This window comes from Corynebacterium genitalium ATCC 33030, assembly GCF_000143825.1.
Taxonomy (GTDB): Bacteria; Actinomycetota; Actinomycetes; order Mycobacteriales; family Mycobacteriaceae; genus Corynebacterium; species Corynebacterium genitalium.
In genome coordinates, this window is the sequence record NZ_CM000961.1 from 701472 (window position 1) to 728352 (window position 26881).

Below are 26881 nucleotides of genomic sequence, written 5' to 3' on the forward strand. Positions count from 1 at the left end.
TTGTTAGAGAGGAATTTTTCATGACACCTACACTCGGTTTTCTCGGTTGGATCGTTATCGGTGGTATTGCTGGTTGGATCGCATCCATGATCATGAAGCGTGACGCTTCCATGGGCATCTTCGCCAACATCGCTGCCGGTGTGGTCGGTGGTCTCGTTGGTGGTTGGGTTCTGTCGCTGTTCGGCGTTGATGTTGCCGGCGGTAACTGGATCTTCTCCATGTTCACCTGCATCATTGGTGCGGTTATCGTCCTGTGGATCGTGAACATGATCATGGGTCGCCGCCGCTAATCACCCGTAAGAAAGAATGTGCTCCCGCCCGGTTGGGCGGGAGCTTTTTCGTGCCTGAATCACCAAATCCTGCCACCAAACCTTTGAATGGACGTACCGGTTTGTCTATATTGAGACAGGTGAGCAAGAAACAGCCGGCATCGCGTCGCCGCAACAGGCCCAGTCCCCGTCAGCGCCTGCTCGATGCCGCCACAAAATTGTTCACTGAAGAGGGCATCCGCGTCATCGGCATCGACCGCATCCTGCGTGAGGCGGATGTGGCGAAGGCATCGCTGTACTCACTGCTGGGGTCGAAAGATAACCTGGTCATCGCGTACATTGAACGCCTTGATTCACAGTTCCGTGATCGCTGGGTCGAGCGCACTTCGATGATGATCGATGCCGACGAGAAAATCCTCGCTTTCTTCGACATGGCGATCGAGGAGGAGCCGGAGAAGGATTTCCGCGGCTCACCGTTTCTCAACGCCGCTGCCGAATACCCGCGCCCGGAGACAGAGTCAGAACGCGACATTGTCGCCGCGTGCCTAGAGCACCGCCGCTGGATGCACTCCACAATGACGGAATTGCTCAACCGGAAGAACGGTTACCCCTCGGAAACGCAGGCGAACCAGCTGCTCATCTTCCTTGACGGCGGGATGACGGGTGCGCGCGTGAGCCGCACTGTAGCGCCGCTGATTACTGGTCGGGATCTGGCGCGTCAGATGCTGTCGGCGCCTCCGGCTGACTATTCGATTTAGCCTTCGCCTCTTCGCGTGCTTTCTTCCGTTCCTCCATCTCTGCTTTGCGCATGTCGGAGCGGACTTTGCTCTTTTCTTTCTTGAGGCTCTTCTTTTCCGCTTTTTTGTCCTTGAGTGCCTGCTTCTCCGCCTGCTTTTCTGCCTTGATGGTGCGGCGGACCTCCGGGAGCGTCGACGGGTGGGCGAGTGCCTGCAGGTTGCGGCTGCGGCGGGAGCGCTTTGCCTCCTTATTCTGCGCGTCGGTGCGAGCTTCCTCGACGTGTTCAAGGTGGTGCGGCTCGAGCGGGTACTTGCGGGTAAGCAGGTACCACATGATCGCTGTCTGGCACAGGGTCCACAGGTTGCTGATGAACCAGTACATCAACAACGCAATGGGGATCAGACCGGTCATGCCCACGAAACCGAGCATGACGGGTATCAGCAGCATGAGCCACCACATCAAGTCGTAGATGCGTACGGCCATGCGTTCGTTCCAGTCCATGTGCACGCGGCTGCGCAGCTGGGAGACGAACATGTTGAAGGTGGTGAAGATGATCGCGAAGATGAGCAGCGGAATGGCCACTGCGCGCACGTCGTCGCCGGTAGTGCCCAGCGCCGCGAACTGCTCCTGGCTCATGGACACGTACGCCGGCAGCGGCACGCCAAGGAAGGACGCTTCGAGGAAGCCGGCAATGTCATCAGGGTTGAGCAGGCCGATGTCGCTGCCCGTGCGGCCGTTCTCGGGGACGGACATCCAGATGAGTAGGCGGTACAGGCCCAAAATGAACGGCAGCTGCACCAGCGGCGGGATGCAGCCGGACAGCGGGTTGTACCCGTACTCCTTGTTCAGTTCCTTCAGCGCCTTCTCGTGCGCTGTGATGTCGTCCGGCTCCAGGGAGGCGCCGTAGCGTTCCTCGAGCGCGATTTGCTCAGGCCGCATCATGAGCATCTTGCGGCTGGATCTGAACGTCGACCAATAGGACGGGACCAGCAGACCGCGCACGGTGAGCACGAGAAGGCAGATTGACAGCACCCACGCTGTGTCGGGAGCCACGTTGAACACATCCGCCAGCAACCAGTGCCACAGCTTCATCACTGCGGACACCGGGTAGACGAACGCTTCGAGCATGCCTCACTCTCCTCTACGTACCGAGGGTTGATTTTAGGCCATGCCCACGACGGCTCCTAAAACTTCGGTGCATTGGTGAACTACAGTTTCGCCAAGACATCCGCGATCGCTTCGGCCATTTGTTGCTGCCCGGTCGGTGTCGGGTGCACGGCGAACGAGTCGGTTTCCTCACCGGTCAGGTCGGTCCAGCGCTCGCTGGCCGGCGCGCAGACGGAGTGGAAATCCGCGTTCGGCGGCATGACAAACAGTGCACCATTGCGGACTGCGGCATCGCGCACCATCGCGTTCATGGTCACGGTCAAACCGGCGGCCCAGTTCAACGTCCCGCTGGGCAGATCCGTCGTGCGCTCGCAATCGTCCTCCATGGACAGCAGCGGCATGTAACCGGTGGTGATGATCGTCGCGTTCGGGGCCTTCTCGTTGATACGTGCGTAGATCGCGTCGAGGCGTTTCGGCAGGTCGACGAGGGCGCGGGCGGTGTCGTCGTAAAGCCCCTCGTCGCAGTCGGCCTCGCCGCGGTCCTCGACCATGCCTGTGATGCAGCGGCTCCACGGCCCGAAGTGAATGTCGTTGCCGCCGATCGACAGCGTGATTAGGTCCGTATCCGGTTCGAGGGCTTCGATCTGGGCGGTGATGGTGCTTGCGCCAGCATCCTCGGTCGTGGTGGGAGAACTCGTTGCGGTTGTGCTTGTTGACGTCGCAGTGCTTGTCGACGGACTCACCGTCACCGTCGCCGAACCCGTTGCGGTGTCTTTGACCTCTGCGTCGAGGACGGGGGCGGGGATGTCTGCGCCGGTGATGTCGCGGTCGGACAGGATGTGCTCGGTGGTGGAGCCTTGGCAGGTCGCATCGGTGAAACCGCGCTTGGCGTTGATGCCGCTGTAGAGTTTCGCCAGCTCATGCGGGTAGTTGTCTTCGCTGCGGGCGCAGAAGGCGGGGCCGACGAATGGCCCGGAGGCGGACCCCATCGCAGCATACGAGTCGCCCAGGGCCACGTAGTGGATGAAGGAAGACGGAAGGTCTGTCGGGTCGGCAGTGACGGTCACGGTGGTGGGCACCTCGACCGTGACGCGCTCAGACGCGGCGTCGCCGGACTCGGAGCAGCCTGCAAGAAGAAGGGGAATCACGGCGAGAATGGCGGCCAGCACGCGACGGGATGTCATGTGCATCATTCTAAGGCTAGAAACGTGGAAGCTCGGGGTACGCTCTTGCGCATGGTCTCCACGGTATCTGCGGAAAGCGGTCGGCCCGACCGGGTCGCCGGGCTGCCGGACAACCGCGCCCTGGACACGGGCATCGCCGCGCTGACAGTGGCATTACTACTGGTCTCCCTGGGCGGGGTGTTCCGCATGCACATCAGCCAGGCGGTGACCCTGGTTCTGCTCATCATCACCTTCGGCGGGATCTACTCGTTCGGCGCGTTGCAGATGCGCCGCTGGAACGCCATCGCGCGGGTGCTGTGGATGCTCGCGCTGACGGCCGTGTGGGTCGCGGCGATGTTCTTGACCCCGGTGGCCGTCTACTGGGTGTTCATCCTGTTCTTCCTGTTCATGCGCGCGTTCAATGGCTGGTACGGCGTGGTCGGCGTCGTCGGGGTGCTAGCGATCTCCATTCTCGTGCAAATCCCGGATGGGCTCACCCTCGGCGGGGTGATGGGTCCCACCGTCTCGGCGCTGGTGGTCATCATGATCACGTACGCGTTCAAGGTCATTGCCCGGGTGAGTGCGGAAAGGGAGGCGCTCATCCAAGAACTCGTCGATACGCAAGAAGCGCTCGCACTCAAAGAGCGCGAGGCGGGCGTGGTTCAGGAGCGCCAGCGTCTCGCGCACGAGATTCATGACACGGTGGCGCAGTCGCTGTCGAGCATCCAGATGCTGCTGCACGCCGCTGAACGCGATCTGATGAGTAGCGGGCTCGAGCGCGAGGCACTCGCCAGCCCGCTGCGCCGCATCGAAGTGGCTCGACATTCTGCCTCGGACAACCTGGCGGAAACACGCGCGATGATCGCGGCGCTCACGCCGGCGCCGCTGTCGGAGACCTCGCTTCCGGAGGCACTGGAACGGATCGCGGGATCGTTCGCGCAGGCCGGGGAGATGGACATCACCGTCGACGTGGACGGTCAGCCGCGTCAGCTGCCGATGCGCGTGGAGGCGGGACTGTTGCGGATTGCGCAGGGGGCGGTGGGTAACGTCGTCAAGCATTCGGGCGCATCGATGGCGCGGGTGACGCTGACGTTCGCACCGGATGAGGTGCGGCTAGACGTCGTCGATAATGGTCAGGGGTTCGATGTGGATGCGTTGCCGGAGCGTCCCAGCGGGCTCGGCCACCTCGGGCTCGACGCAATGCGCACCCGTGCCCGGGAGTTGGGCGGAGAGCTCATCATCGAGTCCGCGCCGTCAGGCTCCACGGCATTGTCGATCGTGGTGCCAGACGGTGATACTATCAATCGAAAGATTGAGGAGGAAGAATGATTCGTGTCTTGCTTGCCGACGACCACGAGATCGTCCGCCTTGGCCTGCGCGCCATCCTGGAAGAGGCTGACGACATCATCGTCGTGGGGGAGGTGGCGACTGCTGAAGGAGCTATCGCCACAGCTCAGGCAGGTGGAATCGATGTCATCCTCATGGACCTGCGCTTCGGCGCGGGCGCGCAGGGGGCACGGGTGACCACGGGCGCGGAAGCCACCCGCGAGATCCGCGCCTCCATGGAGAATCCGCCGAAGGTGCTCGTGGTGACCAACTACGACACCGACGTGGACATTCTCGGCGCGATTGAAGCCGGTGCTGTCGGCTACCTGCTCAAAGATGCCCCGCCCGCGGAACTCCTGGCCGCTGTGCGCTCCACCGCCAAGGGCGACCAGGCCATGTCCCCGATGGTGCGCGACCGCCTGCAAACCCGCGACCGCACCCCGCGCTCCTCGCTCACCCCGCGTGAGCTCGAGGTGCTTCAGCTTGTCGCCGGGGGCTCCTCGAACCGCGAGATCGGCCAACGCCTCATGCTGTCAGAGGCGACCGTGAAGTCCCACCTCGTCCATATCTACGACAAGCTGGGCGTGCGTTCACGCACGTCAGCAGTGGCATCGGCGCGTGAACAGGGAGTGCTGTAACTCGCAAGCTCGTTACAGCAGGGATTAGCGGAGGGTCTTTTCCTGGATCTCCGCGGTCAGTTTGTTGATGTCGCGGTCGATCGTCTCGTGAGCCAGGCGTCGCTGCGCGTCGTTCATCTGCTCGACATTGTTGACGGCGGCCTCGATCTCGTCGCAACGCACCTCGACATCGCGGCGGAAGTCGTCCTTGAGCGCGTCGTTATTCTGCGCCTGCGAACGGATCGCCTGCACGCGGCCCTTGAGCTCAGCGCCCTGGGTGGAAAAACGCGCCATCTCGTTGGCGGTCAGGCCGGCGGCACGTGCGCGGTCGTTGACCTTGTTCTGCTGGTAGGTGGTCAGTGCGCGGTAAGCGAGCGGGATGAGGATGGGCACCAGGATGCGCGAGGCGCCGACCCACTGCTTGGCCTTCTTCTTGGTCAGGCCGGACTCCTGGATCTTTTGCAGTTCCTTCTTGGCCAGATTCTGCTCGTGCTTGCGCTTGCGCTTCAGGCCCTGCTTCTCCTCTTTCAGCAGGCGCTTTTCAGCCTTGTCCAGCAGCTTGGCCATCTGCTTGTCGTTTTTGGCTTCTTCCTTAGCCAGCTGGCGCGCCTTCGCCTCAGCGGCCTTGATTTCAGCCTTGGTCTTCGCGCGGGATTTGCGGATGGTTTCGAACAGTCCCATGAGTATCTCCTTAAATAACTTGTCCGGTTCAACTTTACCCATCTCTGGCCGTTAGGCTTGGTTTCCGTGAGCGAGGAAACGTCTTTGGTGCGGGCGAGTGACCTTGTCGGTTGCCGTTACCGCCTGCGCCAGCGCATCGCCCACCCCGAGATTCCGCCGCTGCCTGAGGCGGAGCGCCGCCAGCCGCTTATCGACGCCGGACGCGCCGCCGCATTCACCCTCTTGCCTGTCCGAAGAGCCATGGGGGATGGCCGCCGTAAACCCTTCTCGCGCATCGACATCGATCCCGCCGCAGATGTTTTCGCGGCAGAAGGTCACACCCGCGCAGCGCTGGCCAAAGGCGCCACCTTGATCACGAACGGCGCTTTGACCGGGACGATCGACGGGGTGCCGGTGGTGGCGGAGATCGACATCCTCGCCCGTCTTGAAGATGGGACCTACCTGCCCGTGGTGATTTCCAACCACCGCGTCGCCCGGTCGCGCCCATCGGCGACGCTGCGGTTCATCCCCACGCGCCGGTTGGGCCTGGGTAAGCCCCTTGAGGTCCGTGCCAAGCTGCGGCACCACACTATCGACGGGTACCGCGCTGCGCTCGCGCACATACTGCTTGACGACCTCGGATACGCCAGCGGGCAGGCCGCCGCCGTCGGCCAGGACCGCGAACGGGCCTACCTCACTGACGTGACCCGCTATGAGGAGGCGCTCCGCACCGCTCTTGCTTTGCCCACGCCCGACCGCCCGGTGCGCCTGAAACAGTGCGCGACCTGCCGGTTCTGGGAACTGTGCGAGCCGGAGTTGCTCGCAATGGACGATATCTCGCTCGTCTTTCCCGGTCAGCGCGCCGAACCGCTGCGTCTTAAGGGCTTGGAGACAGTCCAGGCCGTTATGGATGCTGATCTTGGCGAGTCCTCCCAGATCGCCCGCGCGTGGCGCGCCGGGATCCCAGTTCTCGCCCGCGACGACTTCGCCCCGCCTGCAGAACTGCGGGCTGATGTTGAAGTGGACATCGACATGGAGGCCTACCTCGACCAGGGTGCCTATCTGTGGGGCGCGTTCGACGGTCAGACGTACCGCGCCTTCTCTACGTGGGAAGAGGTCGGCCCGGATTCCGTGGCCGAGGAGGAGAACTTCGCGGCGTTCTGGAACTGGCTCATGGGCCTGCGCGCTGCTGCTCACGCCGAGGGAAAGGCATTCCGGGCGTATTGCTACGCGGCGGGTGGGGAGAACCACTGGTTGATGGGGTCGGCGCGGCGGTTTGCGTCGATAAGCGAAAACGAAGTCCGCGACTTCATTGCTTCCGACGAGTGGGTCGACGTGTTCACGTGGGTGCGCCGCTTGCTGGTGGGCACGGACGGGCTAGGGCTGAAAGTGGTCGCGCCCATTGCCGGGTACGAATGGGCCGGCGATGTGGACGGGGAAGAGTCAGTGGCGCTGCGCCGTGAAGCGCGCACCGGGGACATGTCCGCGCGGGCGGCGCTGGAGCGCTATAACGAGGACGATTGCCGTGCCACTGCCGCCGTGCGACGGATGCTTATGGCTGGTGCGCCCGGGGTGCCGCGCCTTTCTTCACTGTGAGCGCGAGCCACACTGCGATCGCCGTGAGCGCCACGAGGAATCCAGCGACGACCCCGATGAAGCTCGGCCAGTCGAGGTACTGGAAGAGCCAGCCCGTCAACGCGCCGAGTGCCGACGATCCGACGTAGTAGAAGAACACGTACCCGCTCGAGGCTTCCGCCCTGTCGCGAGTTGCCACTTGGCCCACCCAGCCGGACGCCACCGAGTGCATGGCGAAGAAGCTGGCCGTAAACAGCAGCAACCCGACGAGCGTGACCCACAGGTTCGGGCTGATGAGGATGAGCGCGCCGATGAGCATGAGCACCGCCGTGATCACCATGACCCGGCCGCGCCCGGCGCGCTGCACGTAGTTGCCCGCGCGTGCCGACGACCATGTGCCCGACAAATACATCACGTAGACAAGCCCTGCCAGCGCCGGCGGGAGCCCGAAGTGCTCGATCGCCCGGAAGCCGAACATGTTGTAGACGGAGACGAACATGCCCATGCCCAAAAACGCGCAGGCGTAGAGGGCCACGAGGCGCCAGTCGGTGAGGTGGCGGGCGATAGCTGTCGCCTCGCTGGAGAAGTGCAGCGGTTTCGGCTCGAACTGCTTCTGGTTAGGCAGCAGTGCCCACATGATGCACGCGAACGTCAGAGCCGTGACCGCCCCGGCGAACAGGGCGGTGCGCCAGCCTGCGACCTCTAAGGTGAACGCGGGAACAAGGCGACCGATCAGCCCGCCGATCGAGTTGCCTGCCACGTACAGCCCCATCGCTCCGGCGGAGTCCTCGGCAGCGATTTCCTCCGAGATCCACGTCATCGCCACTGCCGGGGTGCCGGCGATGAGGCAACCCTGGATAAAGCGCATCGCGATGAGCTGCCCGCCTGTTTGCGCCAATGGCAAAGCAAGCCCGAGCGTGGTGGCGAGCAACGCTGAAATGATGAGCACCCTGTCGCGGCCGAACCGTTCCGAAAGGATCGACGCTGGCACGACGCAGAGCGCCAGTCCGCCGGTTGTTGCCGAGACCGTCAGAGCTGCTTGGCCCTCGGTCATGCCGAGCTCGTCAGTCAAGGTGGGCAGCAGAGCCTGCGTGGCGTAGAGCGAGTTGAAGATGGCGAGTCCCGCGAACAGCAGCGCGAACGAGGCGCGCCGGTACTCCGGTGTGCCTTTGCGTATGCCTGCTTGTCTGTCGGGTGCCATAGCTCCTATCCAACTACTCTTCGCCCGAGGGGTCTAATCCGGGCAGGTCAGGGCGTCGATAAGCAATTAAGCGCATTTAATGTTGCATAAACCTTGCTTGTTTAGGTCAGCCTTACTTATAGTGAAAGGCGAGTTCGGAACTCCGCCGATCTCGTTGCGAAAATCAGGTTACGCACCCAGGCACCTCCAGCCCCGGGAATGCGTGAAGGGACCGCCACTTTCTGGGTAGTGGCGGTCCCTTTCAGCTTGAAGCGACTTTCGCGCTTCAAGCAGTCAAGCGATGGTTAGGCGGAGGCCTTAGCGTAACGCTCGGCGACGTCCTCCCAGTTGACAACGTTCCAGAATGCCTTGGCGTAGTCAGCCTTGACGTTCTTGTACTGCAGGTAGAACGCGTGCTCCCACATGTCCAGCATGAGCAGCGGGGTGAAGTCAACGGAGATGTTGCCCTGCTGGTCGGTCAGCTGCTGGATGATCAGGCGACCAGCGATGTGGTCGTAGCCCAGCACCGCCCAGCCGGAGCCGTGGATGGAGGTTGCAACGCCCTCGAACTGCTTCTGGAAAGCCTCGAAGGAGTTGAAGTCGCGGTTGATGGCCTCAGCGATCTCGCCGGTCGGCTCGCCGCCACCGTTCGGGGACATGTTCTGCCAGAAGATGGTGTGGTTCGTGTGGCCACCCAGGTTGAACGCCAGGTTCTTGGACAGGGCGCGCAGCTTGTCCGGGTTAGCCTCGCCGTTGCGCTCCTCCTCGAGAGCCTCCAGGGCAGCGTTAGCGCCAGCGACGTAGTTCGCGTGGTGCTTGTCGTGGTGCAGCTCCATAATCTCAGCGGAGATGTGCGGCTCCAGAGCGTCGTATGCGTACGGCAGATCAGGAAGAGTGTAAACAGCCATTGTTCTAAGACCTTTCGTATGGGTGATTGGCTTACGTGGCCCATGATAGGGAAATTTGCCAGGGTGGGGGTCTGGGCCAATTCGGGCGGGAATCTTCCGCGGCACACGGCCGTTATGGAAGGCATGGCATTCTTCTTCGGACGCGCCCCTGAACTCACCGACCCGGACCGCACTCTGCCCGGCCGCCCGGACCCGGTCCTGAACAACCCGCGCCCGCACGCAGTGCTGGGCACGCCGATCACCGGCCCGTGGCGTGAGGGACAGAAACGCCTGCTCATCGGCATCGGCTGCTTCTGGGGTGCAGAGAAAATGTACTGGGAGACCCCCGGTGTGGAGTCCACGTCCGTCGGCTACGGCGGCGGCGTGACCCCGAACCCGACCTACCGCGAGGTGTGCAGTGGGGCCACCAACCACGTCGAGCTGGTCGAGGTGGTCTACGACCCGGAGCAGATCAGCCTGAAGGAACTGGTCAGAATGGCGCTCGAGGCGCATGACCCGACGCAGGGCTACCGCCAGGGAAATGACGTGGGCACCCAATACCGCTCTGCGTTCTACACCGATACTGAAGAAGAGGCGGAGCAGATCCGCCAATGGGTGACCGAATACGGCAAACAGCTCGAGCAGGCCGGCTTCGGCGCCATCACTACCGAGGTCGCGGCCGGGCAGGACTATTACCTCGCCGAAGACGAGCACCAGCAGTACCTGCACAAAGTTCCGAACGGCTACTGCCCGCACCACTCCACGGGCGTGGCCTGCGGAATCTAGTTAGCGCCTTTAGCTCGGCGCGCCAGAGACATCCGTGAACGCCTGCCGCGCCGACTCGGCAGCCTGTCGGGCGCTCTCCTTTGCCGCAGAGGCAGAGGTGGCGCGGATGCGGGTGGAGTCCTTGTGGATCCACTCGGAGATCGCCGCCAGCTCCTCGTCGGAGAAGCCGGCATCCAAGACAGCGTTCCAGTACGCCACGGTCTCATCGTGGTACTGGTGGCCGTGTCCGCCGGGCGGATCCTGGGAGGTCAACTGGTCCACGCCGATCTGCCACCAGGTGATGAATGGCACCCAGCGCATGTTCTGCAAAGTGTCCACATGCATCGCCTCCGGTGCGCGCTCACCGCGGGAGCCGGGCTCCTTCAGCCAATCCGGCGCCCTGAACAGCAGGGTCAGGTCCCACCAGACGATCGGGTCGGACGCGTGCTGGGCGAAGACGGCGCGGGGGAACTCCCACTCGTTGTCGTACTCGGAACCGTCGAACGTCTTCTCCAGGTGATCAGGGTGGGCAGTGAAGCGCACGCTGCGGCCACCGTCGACAACCGGCACGCGCTGCGGGGAACCTTCGTCGCGGTTCTGGGTCAGCTGAGCGTGGGTCTTGGTGAAGCCAGGCGCACCGGTGAACACCCCACCGTCGACATTGGCACGGAACTCCTCGAGGTTCTCAAAAGCGTCGGCAAGCCCGTAGGCGCCGAGCGATTCGCCGCCGAGGTAGAGCTTCGGCCGCTCGTCTTCCGGCATGGCGTCGATACGCTCCTTCACCGCGCCAATGAGAATCTTCGCGCTGCGCACCGGCACCTCGCGGTCAGAGGCGTAGGAGTAGGCCGACGGCATGAACGAGTACTGAATCGCCACGATGGCGCTGTCACCGCGGTTCAAGAACTCGAACCCGGAGGTGTGGAAGTCATTGATCCAGCCCGTGCCGGCCGAGGACATCACAGCGATGGACTTCCGCGACCACGCATCAGTGCGGTCCATCTCGCGCAGCACCATCTTGGCTTGCTCCTCCGGCGAGCGGTCCTTCAAACCGATGAAGATGCGGATCGGTTCCTTCACCTCGCCTCCGAGCACCTTCTTCAGATCAGCCGAGCGCGGCCCGCCCGCAACGACGGCGCGGCCTTGGCGGCCCAGGTACTTCCAACGTTCAAGAGATGCCGGGGAGCCGGAGCGTTCCTTCTCCCGCGGCTTGGTCGCGCCGGGGAGGAATTCGCGGTTGAGCTCGTCGGCGTTCTGGTAGGCCTTGCTCAGCACAGCCCGGACGACCACCTTGTCGGTGAGCAGCAAGCCGGCCGCACCCAGGGCAGTGATCGCCAGCGGCCAGGATGCCGCGGACGGCAGAACACGGCCGAATTCCTTGTTCAGCCGATCCACGGTGACCTGGATGCCTTCACCAATCAGCAACAGCACGCCATAACCGATGGAGCCGACACCAATGCCAGCCAAGGTCTGCAACGGTCCAAGCTTGGTCTCGTTTTCTACGAGGCTTTCGTGCTCGGGACGTCGATAAGCAGCGGTCGCGTACGCGATGACCGTTGCCGCGCCCATGACCAGCTGCACTGGCACCGCGGTGCGCTGGCGGAAGCGGCGCGGAGCCTGCCAGCCGACCGACTCGCTGGCGTTGGCCACGAAATTCGCCAGCCCGACACCGACCGTGTGCCCGGCTGCCTGACAGCCCGCAACATTAGCTGCGGTCACCCACCATGGGTGAGGCAAAAGAGATGGGGAGATGGCCAACCACGTCGCGGCTTCGGCCCCGATGATGCCCGTGGCGAAGTTGTCCGGCAGGCGGCGCAGACCCGCCATGCGGACCACCGGAGTGAGGTCCGCGAGGATCTGAACTGCATAAATCGGGACACGCACCGCGTGGTTGCGGCGCGGCCACAGCTCCTTCACCGTCGACGTGAGGCGGTCGCGGAAGGACCCGAGAGAATCCTTGAGTGGCTCAACCATCATGCGGTCCATTGTGACAAAAGATACTAACTCGAGGTGAACTCTCAGTAATCTTTGCGGTAATCAACCGTCTGGGGGTTCGCCCACAGCGCGCGGAGGCCTATTGTCTTCCAGTGGTATACGTTGCGTTCGCTGGGAGACCCTTTTGACCACCGTCACTGACACAGCTCTAATGCCCGTTAATAAAGACCCGAAGATTGTCGCCCACCGCGGCATGAGCGGGCTCTACCCCGAATCCACGCTCCGGGCGTTCGAAGAAGCACTCAAGCTCGACGGGGTGCACGGCATCGAAGCCGACGTGCGCCTCACCCGCGACGGCAAACTGGTTGTCCACCACGACAACTTCATCAACCGCACCTCCACCGGCGCGGGGCGCGTGGCCAAAATGGACTTCGATGAGCTGCGCCAGTTCAACTTCGGCACCAAAGAAGACCCGCAGCAAATTTTGCTTCTCGACGAGCTTCTTGACCTCCTCGCCGACTATCCCGATAAGCATTTCTACATCGAGACAAAGCACCCCACCCGCTACGGCCCCGAGGTAGACGAGCAAACCGTGCGCACCCTGTGGCACCGCGGGATGAAGGAAGACCCGCGGATCCACCTCATCTCTTTCTCTCACGCGGCGATGCGCTACTTCGCCCAGGCCGTGCCGGACCTGGAGACCTTCTACCTGTTCCGCCTGTTCGAGCGGAAGTGGAACAAGAACAACACCATGTTTTCTCGCCCCTACGGTGTCGGCCCGGCCCTGGCCCACCTGCAGGGCAAGCCGGAGCTGCTCGGTTTCCGGGGCTTACGCACCTACACCTGGACGGTGAACCTGCCGAAGGAAATGCTGTGGTGCCGTGAGAACGGTGTGGACGTCTTCGCTACCGACTTGCCGCAGCTCGCCGTGGACACGTTCAAGCGCAACCCGGTCACGCCGGCAGCCGTCGGGTAGTTAGACTAAGCCGCATGGCCAAGAAGAACCGCAAGAAGGACCAAGACCTGCCGGAGGGCATGAGCCGCCGTCAAGCCAAGCTCGCTGCCCGCGCCGCCGAGCGCGAAGCCCTGGCAGGTGACCCCCGCCCGTACAAGGACTTCGCCGCTGAGACCGATCTGGTCGCACTGCAGGAGTTCGTGCCCGCCGCCACCGCGAAACTGGATGTGAACGGTACTCCGGTCACGCTGGCCACTGTGCTGCCGGGCGCTGGCGCCGCGTTGGTCCGCTCCGAGGATGAGGGCGCTGAGCGTCTCGTCGCTCTCCAGGTCCAGTCCCACTCCGGCAACCCCGCCCGTGACCTCGCGTACGCTCTGAACTGGGTAGTCAACGCGCAGCCGGGTGAGACGCTCGGTTCCACGGCAGCAGACGGTTCGCAGCCGGAGCTGACTTCGCTTATCGACGCTTCTACTGACCTCGACATCACCGAGCACTCCGACTTCAACTGGTGGTTCCCCTCCGGCGCCGGCATGAACATGCAGATCCAGCAGGCACTGCAGCGGGCAAACGACGCGATCATGCCGTCCACCAAGGTCGCTGCCGACGTTCCGGGTTCGGTCTGGTGGGTCAACCCCGGCGGTGGCAAGGCCCACATCCGCTGGGTCCGCCCGGAAGATGACGAGCGCGCCATGCTCAACGCCCTGGCCCGCATCGCCGCCCGCGGCGAGCTGAACCTGGGCGAGGGCACCAAGTTCGCCGGAACTTTCCGCACCCACGGCCTGCTCGTGCCGGTGTTCGACCTGGACCCGTCCGTTGCCGCTGACTCCTACGGTGAGGCATTGGCGGCAGTGAATGCGGCGATTGAGAAGGAGTACACCAATTCCGCCCAGCTCACCGCCGACGAGCGCAAGCAGCTGGAGAACATCAAGTCCCGCCAGGTGACTATCTAGACCCTGTCCGAACAGACGGGCATAAGTAGGCACCTAATCCGTTCAATAGATTGCAGGGGCAGCGAGAGTTCGTTGCCCCTGCAGGTAGAAACCAGCGGTACGGCAGATTTCAATCTAAAATGTAGTGCTTATATAGCGTTAAACGATTCGAAGCGGGAGGAGTGATGGAAGATGACAACCAATTACCTGAGTCCGAAGTCGGGGCGGAAGGTGATCGCGAGAACGAACACCGGAGAGGAAATCTACCTGATCGAAGCCCCCGCATCAGGGGAAGTCGTGCGCGAGGCATGGAAGCAGACCGGGACGTCGATGAAGAGGGCCATGAAGCGGCACCAGTCCCAGACGAAGCGGTAGAAGGCGAGATAGTTTCCGGACCTTCTGGCTACGAAAACCCCAGTTTCTCTGCTGTAGTTGAGCATTCGGGCCCCCTCCCTCCGGTCGCTGCTTTTCGTGGATACGACGAAGTTCTACCTGGGTCGGCCGATCGCATTCTCCGCATGGCAGAGGAGGGTGTTGCGATTCAACGCGTGCAAGTGGAATCAAACGCGGAGATTCAGCGTGCGGTGGCAAGATCGATCGACGGAAACACCCAGCGTTCTAATCGGCAGCAGGGGATATACACTGCCCTAACGATCCTCATCGGTGTTGGAGCTTTCCTCCTGGCTTGGTTCGATAAGCCGGTCCCAGCGGTCTTTATGGCGATAGTCGCTTTCACCCCAGTGTTTCTCATGTTTGCTGCTCATAAGAAAGAACCTCCTATCGTTCCGGCGGATTCACCGCAAGAGTCGGAAGGCTAGGCTCTAAACCCTTTTTAGGGAGCGTTTTCTCCCCCGACCGGGGGCGGGCTTAAGCTCAGCGTGTGTCTGAACCTGTGTCTTCCCCCTCGTCTGCGCAAGCCCTTACATCTAGGACCAAGCCGAAGGGCTTGAACACGCGCCACCTCAACTTCATCGCCCTGGGCTCGGCTATCGGCACCGGCCTGTTCTACGGTTCATTCGGTGCCATCCAAGCGGCCGGCCCGTCTGTGCTGCTGGTCTATCTGCTCGGCGGTGCCGTGGTGTACTTCATGCTCCGCGCCCTGGGCGAGATGGCCGTGCGCCACCCCGTCACCGGCTCTTTCGCCGAGTACACGCGTGCGCACTTAGGCGGCGTCGCAGGCTACCTGACCGGCTGGATGTTCGCCTTCGAAATGGTCATTGTGGCGCTGGCGGACCTGACTGCCATCAGTGTCTACATGAGCTTCTGGTTCCCGGATGTCTCCCGCTGGGTGTGGATCGTCACCGCGCTGCTCATCGTCGGGGCCGCCAACCTCGCCAGCGCGAAAGCATTCGGCGAGCTGGAATTCTGGTTCACCATCATCAAGGTCGGCGCGGTCTTCGCCATGATCGTCGCTGGCGCGGCCGTGCTCACCTTCGGGCTTTCCGACGCCGCCACCGGCCCGGCCAACCTAGTCAACGACGGCGGTTTCTTCCCCAACGGTGTTGAAGGCATGGTCGCCTCCTTCATCCTGGTGCTCTTCGCCTTCGGCGGAACCGAGATCATCGGTGTCGCCGGCACCGAGGCGGCCGAACCGAAGAAGGCGATCCCGCAGGCCGTTAACGCCGTGCCGGTGCGCATCCTCATCTTCTACGTGCTGTCCATCCTGGTCATCTTGATGATCAACCCGTGGCGGACCATCACCGGCGAGGAGTCCCCCTTCGTCCAGATCTTCTCCGTTCTCGGTGTGAACTGGGCGGCCAGCCTGCTCAACATCGTGGTCATCACCGCCGCCCTGTCGGCCATCAACGCCGATATCTTCGGTGCCGGCCGCGTGCTCACCGGCCTGGCCAAGCAGAAGTTCGCGCCGTCGATCATGGCGAAGACCGTCCGCGGCGTGCCCGTCATGACCACGATCATTCTTCTCATCGTCATGGTCGTCGGCGTCGTGGCCAACGCCCGCATTCCGGAGAGCGTCTTCGAGCTCATCGCGTCCTTGGCCACCTTCGCCACCATCTTCGTGTGGTTGATGATCCTGTTGGCGCACCTCGCTTCGAGACGTCACATGACCCCCGAAGAAGCCGCCGCCCTGACCTACAAGACACCGCTATTCCCCTACGGCCAGTACTTCGCCGTGGCGTTCATCCTGTTCACCTTCGGCATCATGCTCTGGCTCCCCGAGTTCAGGCCGGCCTTCTGGGTCGGCATCGCGTTCAGCGTCATCGTTGTCGCCCTGTACTACCTCACCGGCCGGCACAATCTCCCCGGCGTGAACGATCACACGCCCGGGGCGACACCGGAGGAGCTGGAGCAGCGGGCGTCGTAAAGCGCATGCTTTCTAGCGCAACTTAGCGAAGAGCTCTTGCGCACCCACCTCGTCCCAGATGAGCACGCTGCCCACCTCGGAATCGGCGAACTGCCCGATCGGGACGGTCTCCGTTTCCACGCCCGAGCGCAGCCCCAGCGCCATGCGCGCGAGGTGCCACACGTGATCGCCCTCGCCGACGATGAGCAGGTCCGTTCCGCGCAACGCCATCGGCACCAAACGGAACGGGTTGAGCAGCACGCCCGGTGAGACCACGCGCTTCATCAGTGCACTCATGAACTCGCGCTGGCGCTGGACACGGTCCAGATCGCCCATCGCCGTCGCGCGCGTGCGGACGTAACCCAGCGAGGTCGGCCCATCCATCTTCTGGCAGCCTGCCTGCACGTCCAGGTTCGCTAACGGGTCCTGTATCGGTTCGGACGGGCATAGCTCCACGCCGCCCACTGCGTCGGTCAGCCCCGCGAGACCGCCCATGCCGATTTCCGCGTAGTGGTCGATGCGCAGGCCCGTGGCCTGCTCCACTGTCTCCGTGAGTAGCTTCGGGCCACCGAACGCGAACGCCGAATTGATCTTATCCATGCCGTAGCCAGGAATATTCACGTAAGAATCTCGGGGTAGCGACACGAGCGTCGGCTTTCCCGTGGCCGGCAAGTGCATGAGCATGATCGTGTCCGTGCGGCCCTGACCAATATCGCCGCCGGTTCCCAGGCGCTCAATGTCTTCGTCGCTCAAACCCTGGCGGGAGTCCGAACCCACAATCAGCCAGTTCGTGCCTGCTGTGTTGGCCACCTGGTTGTCCGGGAAGGCATCCACGCGGGTCAGGCGCGTATCCACGAACAGGGTGCCTGCCACAATGAGAACCAGTAGCAGCGTCAGTGCCGTCGGGATGCAGCCCCGGAGCCGGGGCATGCGCAACCGCGGGCGCCGGCGCTGGCGGGGAGGCTCGTACGGTTGGTCACGTCGTTGCGCTGGTCTTTGGCCCGGCCGCTGCCGCGGCTGGTTCAGATCGCCCGGTAGGTCATCGCGGTAACGCTGCGCGTTCCTTGCAGGGCGGTTCGGACGGTCTGCTGCTCTTTCTGCCGATTGCGGCGAATGGTGCGGAGTCTGCCGAGGCTGATACCCCGTCTCATTCGGCAGGTACTGGCGGGGCCGGTCCGACTGGGCTGGTTGGGCTGTTCGGACTGGTCGCTCTGATTGACGTGGCCGCTCTGCTCGGTCTGGTCGCTCGGGCGAGGCTGGCTGCCGCTCGCGAGCCGCCCTGCGCACGGGCTCTTCGTCGCCACGGCCGACACCCCACTGGGTCTGGTTGGGTTGGCTACTGGGGTTCTGACTTGTTGCACGCTTGCGGATCGGACGGCCGTATCGGTCGATCAGCGGTTTGCCGTCCCGACCCACAACGAAGTCCCCGGGGTTGTCCCGGGGATCGTTGGAGTGTGGAGGTCTCGGCGGCGTTGTCGACATGGTGACTATCCTAAACGCTCACATCACATGTCCCAGCAATTCACACCAGTTACATTGGGAAGTTTTAGAAGAGTCCACGCTGCGGACTCCCTGTGGTTTTGTGATTGTTCACTCCGCATTGCGGAGTCCCTGCAGTTTTACAACCGAGGCCGTCCACCTTGCGGAGTGCAATCCGTCGAGTTCCGGAATACTGCTCGACCACATAAACCAAATAGCATGCTTTTGACCTGCACGTTTACTTGAGCAGTATTCCGGAAAACAGCGAGCAGTATTCCGGCCCCCAACCTGTCGTCACCGGGCCCCCGCAAATCCTGCGGAGTCCCTGGGGTTTTGTAGCTCGCCCTGTCTACGCTGCGGAGTCCCTGCTATAACCCGAGCCAAGAGAGGTCGAGGAAAAGGTAGCCGATGTAGGCGACGGCGTCGATAAGGAAGTGGGCGAGGATCAGTGGCCAGACTTTTCCGGTGCGCGCGTAGAACCAGGCGAAAACCACGCCCATGACCACATTGCCCAAGCCGGCGGAAAATCCCTGGTAGAGGTGGTAGGAGCCGCGAAGGACAGCGGACCCGGCGATGGCACCCCACACGGGCACGCCGAGCTGGCGCAGCCGGGAGACAAACCACATCACCACCACGATCTCTTCACCAAAGGCGTTGGCGAAAGACCAGGCCAACAGCAGGGGCAACTTAGATGAGTCGGTGGCGGGGACGACCTCCGCCGAAAATCCGAAGTGCAAGGCACCCACGTAAAGAGCCAGGCCAGGTAGGCCAATGAGTGCGGCTAACCCCGCGCCCCATGCCCAGTCGCGCCACCCGGGCCACCGCCATGCAAAACCGACATCAAAACCCGAACCAGCACCCGACCCGACCGCAGAACCCGAACCAGCCGGCACCACCGCCAACAAATACAGCGCGAGCAACCCCCACGCGATGAGGGTCCCAGCGGATGCGAACTGGAGGCCCACGTCGAGCCAGTCCAGCCGGGAGACGGAGTCGTTGAGGACGACCTGTTTTTGGTTGAGGGGGGTGGGGGAGAGCCAGGCGGCGATAAGCTTCATGGCTGCCTTGAGCCCGGACATGCCGAAGGTGACGGCGAGGACGATGAGGATCTCAAGTTTGAGCCGGGCGTGCATGAGAGCAACTGTAGGCTGGGGAACTATGACTGCAACCGTCGCGTATCTGGGTCCTGCGGGCACGTTCACCGAGGAGGCGCTGTGGCGTCTGGCCGAGCACATCGGCGACGTGGAGCCGCTGCCCGTGGATTCGCCGTCGGAGGCGCTGGGTGCGGTGCGCGACGGGCGGGCCCAGTACGCGGTGGTGGCCATCGAGAACTCGGTCGATGGTGCTGTGACCAGCACGTCTGATGCGTTCGTGGAGGCGCCGGGGGTGATGGTGTACCGCGAGGTGGAGTTGCCGATCAGCTTCGCCATCATGACGCGGCCGGGCTTCGAGCTCTCAGATGCCGCCCGCTTTTCGACGCATCCTGTCGCCCACCGCCAAGTCCGTTCCTGGCTCGGAGAGAACCTGCCCGACGTGGAGTTCGTGGCCGCGAGCTCGAACGCGGCAGCAGCGCAAGCTGTGGCCGAAGGGCAGGCGGATGTCGCGGCGGCGCCGAAGAGAGCAGCGGACCTGTTCGGCCTGGAGGTGGTCGCCGAAGACATCGCGGACATGCGCGGTGCGCGGACACGGTTCGTGCTGGCCGGGCCGCGGGGCGTGCCGACGCCGCGGACCGGCGATGACCGCACCTCCGTCGTCTTCCAGCTGCCCAACGAACCCGGCACGCTCGTCGGAGCGTTGCAGGAATTCGCCTACCGCGGGGTGGACCTGAGCCGCATCGAGTCGCGCCCGACGCGCGAGGAAGCCAACACCTATAGCTTCTACGTGGACTTCGTCGGCCACATTGATGATGTGCAGGTGGCGGAGGCGCTGCGGTCCTTGTGGCTGCGGGCGTCGAAGATAGCGTTTTTGGGGTCGTGGCCGCGCTTCGTCGATAAGCAAGAAGCGGTTGTGGACACGATCGAGGCCCCGGCTCGCCTGCGCGAGGCCGAGGACTGGGTCCGTGCTGCGAGCGAAGGGAACTAAATGCTGATTCTTCTGCGTCACGGGCAGACCACGTCCAATGTCGACCACAAGCTGGACACGCTTCTGCCGGGGGCGGAGCTGACGGAGCTGGGCCAAGAGCAGGCGCGCGAGACGGGGGAGCGCATTCTGGCTGAATACGATGTTGACCAGGTGATTTCGTCCCAGGCGACCCGCGCCCGACAGACTGCGGCCATCGCGTTCGGGGAGCGTTTCGGCGACATTCCCGCCGTCGAGGGGCTGCAGGAAGTCCACGCCGGGAAATGGGAGATGCACTATTCCTGGGAAGCGCACGACGCGTATCTGAAGGCGTTTCGCGGTTTTTACCGCCGCGACCTGGCCTCGGGGATCCAGGACGGCGACTCGCTGGAGATCTTCCTCGCCCGCTACAAGGGCGCGTTGCTGCCGTTCGCGGAGCAAACAGCCCAAGGCGTGACGACGGTTGCCGTCTCCCACGGCGGCGCCATCCGTGCGTTCACCGCCAACGCCTGCGAGGTCGATCCGACGTATGCCGAACGGTCCTACCTGCCGAACTGTCAGTTCGTCGTGCTTGATCCGTGTGCCGGGCCGACCGGGGATCCCGTGGCTGATTTCGGCCAGTGGGGCATGGTGAAGTGGGCTGACTACGACCTTCCCGGCGCCTAGCCCCAGCCGAGGTGGTGCAGCTCGTGCTCCTCGAGGCCGAAGTAGTGGCCGACCTCGTGGAACACCGTGACTTTCACCTCGTGGCGTAGCTCGTCGAGGTCAGAACAGATCGCTTCGAGAGCATCCTTGTAGATGAACACTGCATCCGGCAGGAAGCCGCTGTGGTTGGCGTGCTGCTTCGGCAGCGGCACGCCCTCAAAGAGGCCGAGCAGACTCGGGTTGTCCTCGTTATAGGGCCTGGCCAGGATGACCATGTTGGTCATGTTGCGGGCGAAGTCCTCGGGGATCTGGTCGAGGGCGTCATTAATGAGGCCCTCGAACACCTCGTCGCTGACCGGCTCCATTACGGGGTGTCTTCGGTCGAGCTGGGGCTTTCGGATTCCTCGCGCAGCGGGCGGCGCTCCGGCGGGGGCTTCGGTGTCTCGCCGTCAACCTTCAGCGCGTCGCGGCCGTCCTTGGCGGAGCCGGTGATCTCGGCGAAGCGGTCGTCCTTGGCGGAGATCAGTCCGCAGTTGACGGAGCGGCTGCCGCCGTCCCATGCCTGGCTGTTGGAAGTTCCCCAGTACACCTGCAGGGTGGACTGGTACAGGTTCTCCTCCCCGCCAAGGTAGTTCTCTGCGGCCTTGGCGCACACGTCGCCCAAGTACTTGTTCTGGTCCTCGGTAGACGGGGTGCGGTCCTGGAAGACGGGGGCCAGGTCGACCTTCTCGGTGATTTCAATGTGGTGCGGGTCGGCACAATCGACGGTCCGCAGCGTGTTGGCGTCATCAGTGATCACACAAGTGCCGGGCTCTGCGACACGGGCCTGGTCCTGCTCGGCGGCGTGGCCGACGGTGAGGATCGGGGTGCCTTGGCTATCCGTTTCCTGCAGCCCGCACAGCATGGTGCGGTCGCCGCGCTCCCACGCCTCGACGGGCGGAAGAATCGGGGCGATGGAGTAGCGGCCCGACGGATCGTAGCGGCCGTTGAGGTAGCGGATGGATGCTGTCTGGCACAGCTCCTCACGCAGCTGCGCCTGCCTGGTCGGGTTCGGCGGTGGCGCGTCCGGGCCGAATTCCTGCGTGGGGTAGGTGTTCAGGTCTTCGCGGGCAGTGACCTCGAAGCGATGCTCATTGTCGCAGGGCGTTTCGGTGAAACCGGAGATGGAGCCGTCCTCTTGGGACTCCCACGTCAGGCAGGTGCCTTGGTCGGCGGCGGTGAAGGCTTCGGTGTCATCGCCCTTCCTCGACGTGGACGATGTCTGGGAGGTGCCGTTGCTGTTGCCGTTGCCTGCCGCAACATCGAATCCGGTCGCGGCGGCGTAGGTGCCCATGCCTAGCGAGCCCGCGAGCGTGGCCACCAAAATGGTGCGCAACGCGGCCGGGGTCAAAGCGGATTTTCGTGCAGCCATACCCACTATCATGCCTGACGGTAGTGTTATAACCGTGATTGATCTGAAGTTTCTGCGTGAAAATCCCGATGTCGTCCGTGCCTCCCAGCACGCCCGCGGTGAGGATCCGGGGCTGGTAGACGCTCTCTTGGCGGCGGATGAGGAGCGTCGCGGAGCGATCGCTACGGCGGATTCCTTGCGGGCGGAGCAGAAAGCCTTTGGCAAGAAGATCGGCCAGGCTTCGCCGGAGGAACGGCCCGCGTTGCTGGAGGGCTCCAACGAGCTAAAGACGAAGGTCAAGGAGGCCGAGGAGGCGCAGAAGAGGGCGGAGGAGAACGTCGTCAAGCTGCAATACGCCATCTCCAACGTCATTGAGGGCGCTCCCGCGGGCGGCGAAGAGGACTTCGAGGTGCTCGAGCACGTCGGCGAGCTGCCGGAGTTCGACTTTGAGGTGCAGGACCACCTGGATTTGGGCGAAGCCCTGGGGATCATCGACATGAAGCGCGGCACGAAAGTCGGCGGCGCCCGCTTCTACTACTTGGTCGGCGATGGTGCGTGGATGCAACTCGGCATGCTCATGCTGGCTGCGCAGAAAGCGCGCGAGGCCGGATTCAAGGTCATGGTGCCGCCGGTACTGGTCCGCCCGGAGATCATGGCGGGCACCGGCTTCCTCGATGCCCACGACGAGGAGATTTATTACCTCGAGCGCGATGACCTCTACCTCGTGGGCACCTCTGAGGTCGCTCTGGCCGGCTACCACCGCGACGAGATCATCGATCTGTCGGATGGGCCGTTGCTGTACGCGGGGTGGTCGAGCTGTTTCCGTCGTGAAGCGGGCTCCTACGGCAAGGACACCAAGGGCATTTTGCGCGTGCACCAGTTCGACAAACTGGAGATGTTCGTTTACTGCAAGCCCGAGGACGCCGAGGAGATGCACCAGAAGCTGCTGGGACTCGAGCGCGAAATGCTTGCGGCGGTCGAGGTGCCGTACCGCATTATCGACGTTGCAGCTGGCGACCTCGGTTCATCGGCCGCCCGCAAGTTCGACACGGAGGCGTGGGTGCCGTCGCAGGACACCTACCGCGAGCTGACGTCGACGTCGAATTGCACCACCTTCCAGGGCCGCCGCCTGAACACGCGCTACCGCGATGAGAGCGGCAAGACCCAGACCGCGGCGACGCTCAACGGCACGCTGGCCACCACGCGCTGGCTCGTAGCCATCCTGGAGAACAATCAGCAGGCAGACGGATCGGTTGTCGTGCCGGAGGCGTTGCGTCCGTGGGTCGGGAAAGAGGTGCTCACGCCATGACGCTTTTCGACGTCGCAAGCAGCGATTTCACCCCACCCGCCCCGCACCCGAAAGAATCCCGCGAGCGGTTTTATCAGGCGATCATCTCCGGTTTCAAAGGGATCATGCGCGCCCAAGGGCTGCGCTTCACCATCTTCGGCGCGGAGAACAACCCGACCGAGTCCGGAGCCCTGTACGTGATCAACCACACCGGGTTCTACGACTTCATCATCGCCGGCATCGGCCCACACTTGCAGGGCAAGCGGCTGGTGCGGTTCATGGCGAAGAAAGAGGTCTTCGACATGCGCATCGTCGGGTCCTTGATGCGCGGGATGAAGCATGTGCCGGTGGACCGTGCGGCGGGTGCGGCGTCGATTAGCGAGGCCACACAGTGGCTGGCTGACGGCGGGCTCGTGGGCATCTTCCCAGAGTCGACGATCTCTCGGTCGTTTGAACTCGCCGAGTTCAAGACGGGTGCCGCGCGCATCGCGCACGAAGCTGGTGTGCCCATGATCCCGACAGTGATTTGGGGCTCGCAGCGCATCCTGACCAAGGACCTGAAGAAGAACCTTGGCCGCTCCAAGACACCGGTGTTCGTCTCCTACGGCGAGCCGATCTGGGCGACCGGCAACGCGGAAGAAGACACGCGCCGGGTCAAGGACGCAATGCAGGCGCAGCTCGAAGAACTGCGGGAAAAGTACGCCGAGAAGTACGGGCCGTTCAAGGACGGTCTGGACTGGATGCCGGCCTCCCTCGGCGGCAGTGCCCCGACGCTGGAGGAGGCGAACCAGATCCTGGAGCGCGAGCGGGCCGCCAAGAAAGCTGCACGGGAGGCGAAGAAGTGAACGAGCCTGATTACCGCGTAGAGAACGGGATTTTCTACATCCCCGCTGACGTTCCGGTGGTGCCCATCCAGCCAGGTTGGAAGCGCGAGCGGATGTATCAGGCGATCAGGAACACGATGATCCCTCTGCTTCGTGCGAAGGGAGTGAAGATCTTCGTGCATGGCCTGGAGAACGTTCCGGTTGAGGGGCCGGCTCTCGTTGCGACGAACCACATCGGCTACTACGACTTCATCGCCGGCGCTTTGCCGGGCATGCTCCGCGGCCGCCGCCCGACGCGCTACATGGCGAAGAAAGAGCTGTTCGACCACTGGTTGCTCGGCCCGGTCTGCCGCTCTGTGCGCCACATCGAAGTCGACCGGTCCCTCGGTGCGGACAGCATCATCACCGCCGTTGAACGCCTGGAAGACGGAGAGGTCGTGGGCATTTTCCCTGACGGTACGCTCTCTCCGTCCTTCGAACTGTCGGACTTCAAGACCGGTGCCGCCCGCATTGCGCAGCAGTCCGACGCGCCGCTCATCCCCGTCGCCGCTTGGGGCACGCAGCGCTTTTGGACAAAGGGCCGCAAACCCAGCCTGGGCCGAAACCACTACCCGATTGTCATCAACATTGGCCCCGCTATCTCCACTGATGGCACGGCAGAGGAGGTCACGCAGCGGCTCAAAGACGCAATGCAGGAGCTTCTCGACGTCTCCCGCGCCCAGTACAACGACCGTTTCGGCCCCTTCCCGCCGGGCCTGGACTGGATGCCGGCCTCCATGGGCGGCTCGGCGCCGACGCTCGAGGAGGCCCGCGTGATCAAGGAGCGGGAGAAGGCCGAGCGCGCCAGGAAGAAGGGCAAGAAGTAGTGGCACCACGGCTCATCGTCAGCGACATTGACGGCACACTGTTGGACAGCAACGGTCGCGTCAGTCCCCGCCTGCGGGACAAGCTGGCGCGCGCAGTGCGCAGCGGAACGCACGTGTGCTTAGCGACGGGCCGCCCCCACCGCTGGCTCACCCCCGTCCTCGACCAGCTGCCGTTCACCCCGTTGAGCGTGTGCGCCAACGGTGCCGTGCTGTACGACCCTGCCCGCGATGAAGTCCTGGCGCGCCACGAACTGCAGCCCGACACCCTGCGCGACATTGCCGCCGCGGTGCAGGAGGTCTTCGGGCCGGCTTCGCCCTCTGAGTACGGTTTCGGCGTCGAGCGTGTCGGATCTTCCGCCTTCGACCCCGAGGACGAATGCTTCCTGATCACCCCCGGGTACAGCCCAGACCTGTGGGACATCGGGTACGGCGTGGTCGACGTTGACGAGCTGACCTCGGTGCCCGCCGCGAAGATCCTTGTCCGGCGCGCCGACATGAATTCCGCCGAGCTTTTCGACGTTGTCGCTCCGCTCATCGACCCGGCCGACACCCACGTCACCTACTCCATGAACGATGGCTTGATCGAGATTTCCGCCCCCGGCATCAATAAAGCCACCGGCGTGTCCACCCTGGCCGCCCACTATGGCGTGCACCAGAAGCAGGTGCTCACTTTCGGCGATATGCCCAACGACATTGAGATGCTCGCCTGGGCCGGCATGGGAGTGGCCATGGCGGATGCGGCCCCGATCGTTCACGATGCCGCTGACTTTGTTACCACCTCGAACGATGACTTCGGGGTGGCCCGGGTGCTGGAGCGGTGGTTCTAGCTCGCTGGAGTCCGGCCAGCCCGACCTGCCCGCCCGCTCGCTGGCGCTTGCCTTGCTGGGCCCTGCCTTGCTGGCCTGGAATACTACTCGAGCATATAAGCTTTTTTGCACGCTTTTGACCTGGTGTTTTCTACGAGCAGTATTCCGGAAACTGCCCAGTAGTATTCCAGCGTCGCTAGGCACCTCTCCGGTAGATGGAGTACTTCCTGTTCTCTTCCGCGCGCACGATCTGCGCAACTCGGTTGGCGAAGATGCCTTCCATGACTGATGTCCAATCTCCCCGCACGATCGGGAAGCCCTCGGCTTGAATGCCGTTCTCTCGCGTCTTCTCCCGGGTAATCACCTTTCGTGGATCCCCGTATATGCCGGAGTATTTTGCTGCCCCGTCCACCTCTGCGACGAGGAATCCGTTGATTAAGAAGTCCACCCGTGAGAGGCATAGTTCCCCATAATCGCCTCGGTAGGCGATCTCTGCCTGAGGTTCGAGCGTGACCACTTCGGGAAGCTGCAGCAACCGATCGCGCGCGACGGTTTCAAGGGGACTTTCGCTGGTGTCGGCGGAATATTCAATGAGTTCACGCAGGTCCTTGGCCCCCTTTGCGCGGGGAAGAGTTTCACACGACTCCAGAAGAAGGGCCTGTGTGAACCTGTCAGGCCACTTGTTCCGCAAAGATTCCAAGGCTACGAGGCATTCGAGACGTCCGTGGTAGCGCAGTGTATCGAGGAGCATTCTCACTGGCCTCACTACTGCAACCCCGTTGATCTCCCGGATCTCGTGGGGCTTGAGGATGGCACTGCGGTACACAAGCTGCCCTTTCATTTTGGCCCGGGGTTTCGCACCATTGCGGAGGAGGACATCTGTCTTCCTCACCCAAGTCAGAGTGTTCACACCCATAAGGCGCGCAGCCGCAGGACCTGTGACTACCGCTGACCTACAGTGCCGGATTGATTCCAGTATCAGTTCGAGTTCTGCCTGCTTGTCCATGATCCCCCCGGGTTTCCTGTGTCCATCATGAACCAGCTGGACCTGGCAGCGCAGCATCACCGTGCGCACTGCAGTGAGCATTCAGGCCTTAGAATACTGCTCGAGGTTATAAGC

The 26881-nt window shown here is 63.2% G+C and carries 27 protein-coding genes; 16 read left to right on the forward strand and 11 right to left on the reverse strand.

Features of this window, described 5'->3' with window-relative positions; genetic code table 11:
- The first annotated feature begins 20 nt into the window (after positions 1-20).
- Both HMPREF0291_RS03345 and HMPREF0291_RS03350 read left to right on the forward strand, forming a co-directional pair.
- Positions 21-290 carry a GlsB/YeaQ/YmgE family stress response membrane protein gene (locus tag HMPREF0291_RS03345; RefSeq protein ID WP_005287926.1) on the forward strand — a complete coding sequence of 90 codons (270 nt, stop codon included), beginning with the start codon at positions 21-23 and terminating at the stop codon, positions 288-290.
- 119 nt (positions 291-409) lie between these two features.
- A complete protein-coding gene (locus HMPREF0291_RS03350; RefSeq protein WP_269493017.1) occupies positions 410-1027 on the forward strand; it encodes a TetR/AcrR family transcriptional regulator in 618 nt (205 codons plus the stop codon).
- Here HMPREF0291_RS03350 and yidC read toward each other — a convergent pair.
- Both yidC and HMPREF0291_RS11215 read right to left on the reverse strand, forming a co-directional pair.
- On the reverse strand, positions 966-2135 hold the full coding sequence (gene yidC, locus HMPREF0291_RS03355) for a membrane protein insertase YidC (protein ID WP_005287934.1): 1170 nt from the start codon (positions 2133-2135) through the stop codon (positions 966-968). The two genes, HMPREF0291_RS03350 and yidC, sit on opposite strands and share 62 nt — an antisense overlap.
- An 80-nt stretch (positions 2136-2215) precedes the next feature.
- The gene (locus tag HMPREF0291_RS11215) at positions 2216-3298 is read right to left on the reverse strand and encodes an SGNH/GDSL hydrolase family protein (protein ID WP_198002211.1); all 1083 of its coding nucleotides are present in this window, start codon (positions 3296-3298) and stop codon (positions 2216-2218) included.
- 51 nt (positions 3299-3349) lie between these two features.
- Between HMPREF0291_RS11215 and HMPREF0291_RS03365 the strand changes: the two genes are divergently transcribed.
- Positions 3350-4606 carry a sensor histidine kinase gene (locus tag HMPREF0291_RS03365; RefSeq protein ID WP_005287939.1) on the forward strand — a complete coding sequence of 419 codons (1257 nt, stop codon included), beginning with the start codon at positions 3350-3352 and terminating at the stop codon, positions 4604-4606.
- Complete coding sequence (locus HMPREF0291_RS03370; protein WP_005287943.1) at positions 4603-5241, forward strand: LuxR C-terminal-related transcriptional regulator; 639 nt, start codon at positions 4603-4605, stop codon at positions 5239-5241. Before HMPREF0291_RS03365 ends, HMPREF0291_RS03370 begins: the two co-directional genes overlap by 4 nt.
- A gap of 24 nt (positions 5242-5265) precedes the next feature.
- On the opposite strand, the gene HMPREF0291_RS03375 is transcribed toward HMPREF0291_RS03370, so the two are convergent.
- Positions 5266-5901 carry a DUF6474 family protein gene (locus HMPREF0291_RS03375; protein WP_040423459.1) on the reverse strand — a complete coding sequence of 212 codons (636 nt, stop codon included), beginning with the start codon at positions 5899-5901 and terminating at the stop codon, positions 5266-5268.
- Positions 5902-5958: 57 nt separating this feature from the next.
- Here HMPREF0291_RS03375 and HMPREF0291_RS03380 point away from each other — a divergent pair, with 57 nt between their 5' ends.
- The gene (locus HMPREF0291_RS03380) at positions 5959-7476 is read left to right on the forward strand and encodes a TM0106 family RecB-like putative nuclease (protein ID WP_005287949.1); all 1518 of its coding nucleotides are present in this window, start codon (positions 5959-5961) and stop codon (positions 7474-7476) included.
- Here HMPREF0291_RS03380 and HMPREF0291_RS03385 read toward each other — a convergent pair.
- A complete protein-coding gene (locus HMPREF0291_RS03385; protein WP_005287952.1) occupies positions 7433-8656 on the reverse strand; it encodes an MFS transporter in 1224 nt (407 codons plus the stop codon). The two genes, HMPREF0291_RS03380 and HMPREF0291_RS03385, sit on opposite strands and share 44 nt — an antisense overlap.
- A 284-nt stretch (positions 8657-8940) precedes the next feature.
- Positions 8941-9543 (reverse strand): superoxide dismutase, encoded by a 603-nt coding sequence (locus HMPREF0291_RS03390; RefSeq protein WP_005287955.1) that lies wholly within the window; start codon positions 9541-9543, stop codon positions 8941-8943.
- A gap of 123 nt (positions 9544-9666) precedes the next feature.
- On the opposite strand from HMPREF0291_RS03390, the gene msrA reads away from it, so the two are divergent.
- Complete coding sequence (gene msrA / locus HMPREF0291_RS03395) at positions 9667-10308, forward strand: peptide-methionine (S)-S-oxide reductase MsrA (RefSeq protein ID WP_198002212.1); 642 nt, start codon at positions 9667-9669, stop codon at positions 10306-10308.
- Positions 10309-10317: 9 nt separating this feature from the next.
- On the opposite strand, the gene HMPREF0291_RS03400 is transcribed toward msrA, so the two are convergent.
- A complete protein-coding gene (locus tag HMPREF0291_RS03400) occupies positions 10318-12261 on the reverse strand; it encodes an alpha/beta-hydrolase family protein (protein WP_232210318.1) in 1944 nt (647 codons plus the stop codon).
- A gap of 169 nt (positions 12262-12430) precedes the next feature.
- Between HMPREF0291_RS03400 and HMPREF0291_RS03405 the strand changes: the two genes are divergently transcribed.
- From HMPREF0291_RS03405 to HMPREF0291_RS03425, 4 genes are all read left to right on the forward strand, one after another.
- Positions 12431-13195 carry a glycerophosphodiester phosphodiesterase family protein gene (locus HMPREF0291_RS03405; RefSeq protein WP_040423461.1) on the forward strand — a complete coding sequence of 255 codons (765 nt, stop codon included), beginning with the start codon at positions 12431-12433 and terminating at the stop codon, positions 13193-13195.
- A gap of 14 nt (positions 13196-13209) precedes the next feature.
- On the forward strand, positions 13210-14124 hold the full coding sequence (locus HMPREF0291_RS03410) for a DUF5926 family protein (protein WP_005287969.1): 915 nt from the start codon (positions 13210-13212) through the stop codon (positions 14122-14124).
- Between the two features lie 164 nt (positions 14125-14288).
- Complete coding sequence (locus HMPREF0291_RS11730; RefSeq protein WP_156774795.1) at positions 14289-14921, forward strand: DUF2335 domain-containing protein; 633 nt, start codon at positions 14289-14291, stop codon at positions 14919-14921.
- 128 nt (positions 14922-15049) lie between these two features.
- The gene (locus HMPREF0291_RS03425; RefSeq protein WP_005287978.1) at positions 15050-16426 is read left to right on the forward strand and encodes an amino acid permease; all 1377 of its coding nucleotides are present in this window, start codon (positions 15050-15052) and stop codon (positions 16424-16426) included.
- A gap of 12 nt (positions 16427-16438) precedes the next feature.
- On the opposite strand, the gene HMPREF0291_RS11485 is transcribed toward HMPREF0291_RS03425, so the two are convergent.
- Both HMPREF0291_RS11485 and HMPREF0291_RS03440 read right to left on the reverse strand, forming a co-directional pair.
- Entirely contained in the window at positions 16439-17887 is a 1449-nt protein-coding gene (locus HMPREF0291_RS11485) for an LCP family protein (RefSeq protein ID WP_083770234.1), read from the reverse strand.
- A gap of 365 nt (positions 17888-18252) precedes the next feature.
- The gene (locus HMPREF0291_RS03440; RefSeq protein WP_005287986.1) at positions 18253-19017 is read right to left on the reverse strand and encodes a CPBP family intramembrane glutamic endopeptidase; all 765 of its coding nucleotides are present in this window, start codon (positions 19015-19017) and stop codon (positions 18253-18255) included.
- Between the two features lie 25 nt (positions 19018-19042).
- Between HMPREF0291_RS03440 and pheA the strand changes: the two genes are divergently transcribed.
- Together pheA and HMPREF0291_RS03450 are read left to right on the forward strand one after the other, a co-directional pair.
- Entirely contained in the window at positions 19043-19966 is a 924-nt protein-coding gene (gene pheA / locus HMPREF0291_RS03445; protein WP_005287988.1) for a prephenate dehydratase, read from the forward strand.
- Entirely contained in the window at positions 19967-20608 is a 642-nt protein-coding gene (locus HMPREF0291_RS03450; RefSeq protein ID WP_005287992.1) for a histidine phosphatase family protein, read from the forward strand.
- Here HMPREF0291_RS03450 and HMPREF0291_RS03455 read toward each other — a convergent pair.
- Positions 20605-20952, reverse strand: coding sequence for a metallopeptidase family protein (locus HMPREF0291_RS03455; protein ID WP_005287994.1), 348 nt, complete (start codon positions 20950-20952; stop codon positions 20605-20607). The two genes, HMPREF0291_RS03450 and HMPREF0291_RS03455, sit on opposite strands and share 4 nt — an antisense overlap.
- A complete protein-coding gene (locus HMPREF0291_RS03460) occupies positions 20952-21998 on the reverse strand; it encodes a septum formation family protein (RefSeq protein ID WP_050748775.1) in 1047 nt (348 codons plus the stop codon). The genes HMPREF0291_RS03455 and HMPREF0291_RS03460 overlap by 1 nt, the downstream gene beginning before the upstream one ends.
- Before the next feature lie 34 nt (positions 21999-22032).
- Between HMPREF0291_RS03460 and serS the strand changes: the two genes are divergently transcribed.
- The 4 genes from serS to HMPREF0291_RS03480 are packed head-to-tail and all read left to right on the forward strand — an operon-like array spanning position 22033 to position 25782.
- On the forward strand, positions 22033-23286 hold the full coding sequence (serS, locus tag HMPREF0291_RS03465; RefSeq protein WP_040423463.1) for a serine--tRNA ligase: 1254 nt from the start codon (positions 22033-22035) through the stop codon (positions 23284-23286).
- Entirely contained in the window at positions 23283-24110 is an 828-nt protein-coding gene (locus tag HMPREF0291_RS03470) for a lysophospholipid acyltransferase family protein (RefSeq protein WP_005288004.1), read from the forward strand. The genes serS and HMPREF0291_RS03470 overlap by 4 nt, the downstream gene beginning before the upstream one ends.
- Positions 24107-24955, forward strand: a complete 849-nt coding sequence (locus HMPREF0291_RS03475) for a lysophospholipid acyltransferase family protein (protein WP_005288007.1) — start codon at positions 24107-24109, stop codon at positions 24953-24955. The genes HMPREF0291_RS03470 and HMPREF0291_RS03475 overlap by 4 nt, the downstream gene beginning before the upstream one ends.
- Positions 24955-25782 (forward strand): HAD family hydrolase, encoded by an 828-nt coding sequence (locus HMPREF0291_RS03480; RefSeq protein WP_005288009.1) that lies wholly within the window; start codon positions 24955-24957, stop codon positions 25780-25782. Before HMPREF0291_RS03475 ends, HMPREF0291_RS03480 begins: the two co-directional genes overlap by 1 nt.
- A gap of 175 nt (positions 25783-25957) precedes the next feature.
- Here the strand turns inward: HMPREF0291_RS03480 and HMPREF0291_RS03485 are convergent, their stop codons facing one another.
- Positions 25958-26767, reverse strand: coding sequence for a hypothetical protein (locus HMPREF0291_RS03485; RefSeq protein WP_198002213.1), 810 nt, complete (start codon positions 26765-26767; stop codon positions 25958-25960).
- Positions 26768-26881 lie beyond the last annotated feature (114 nt).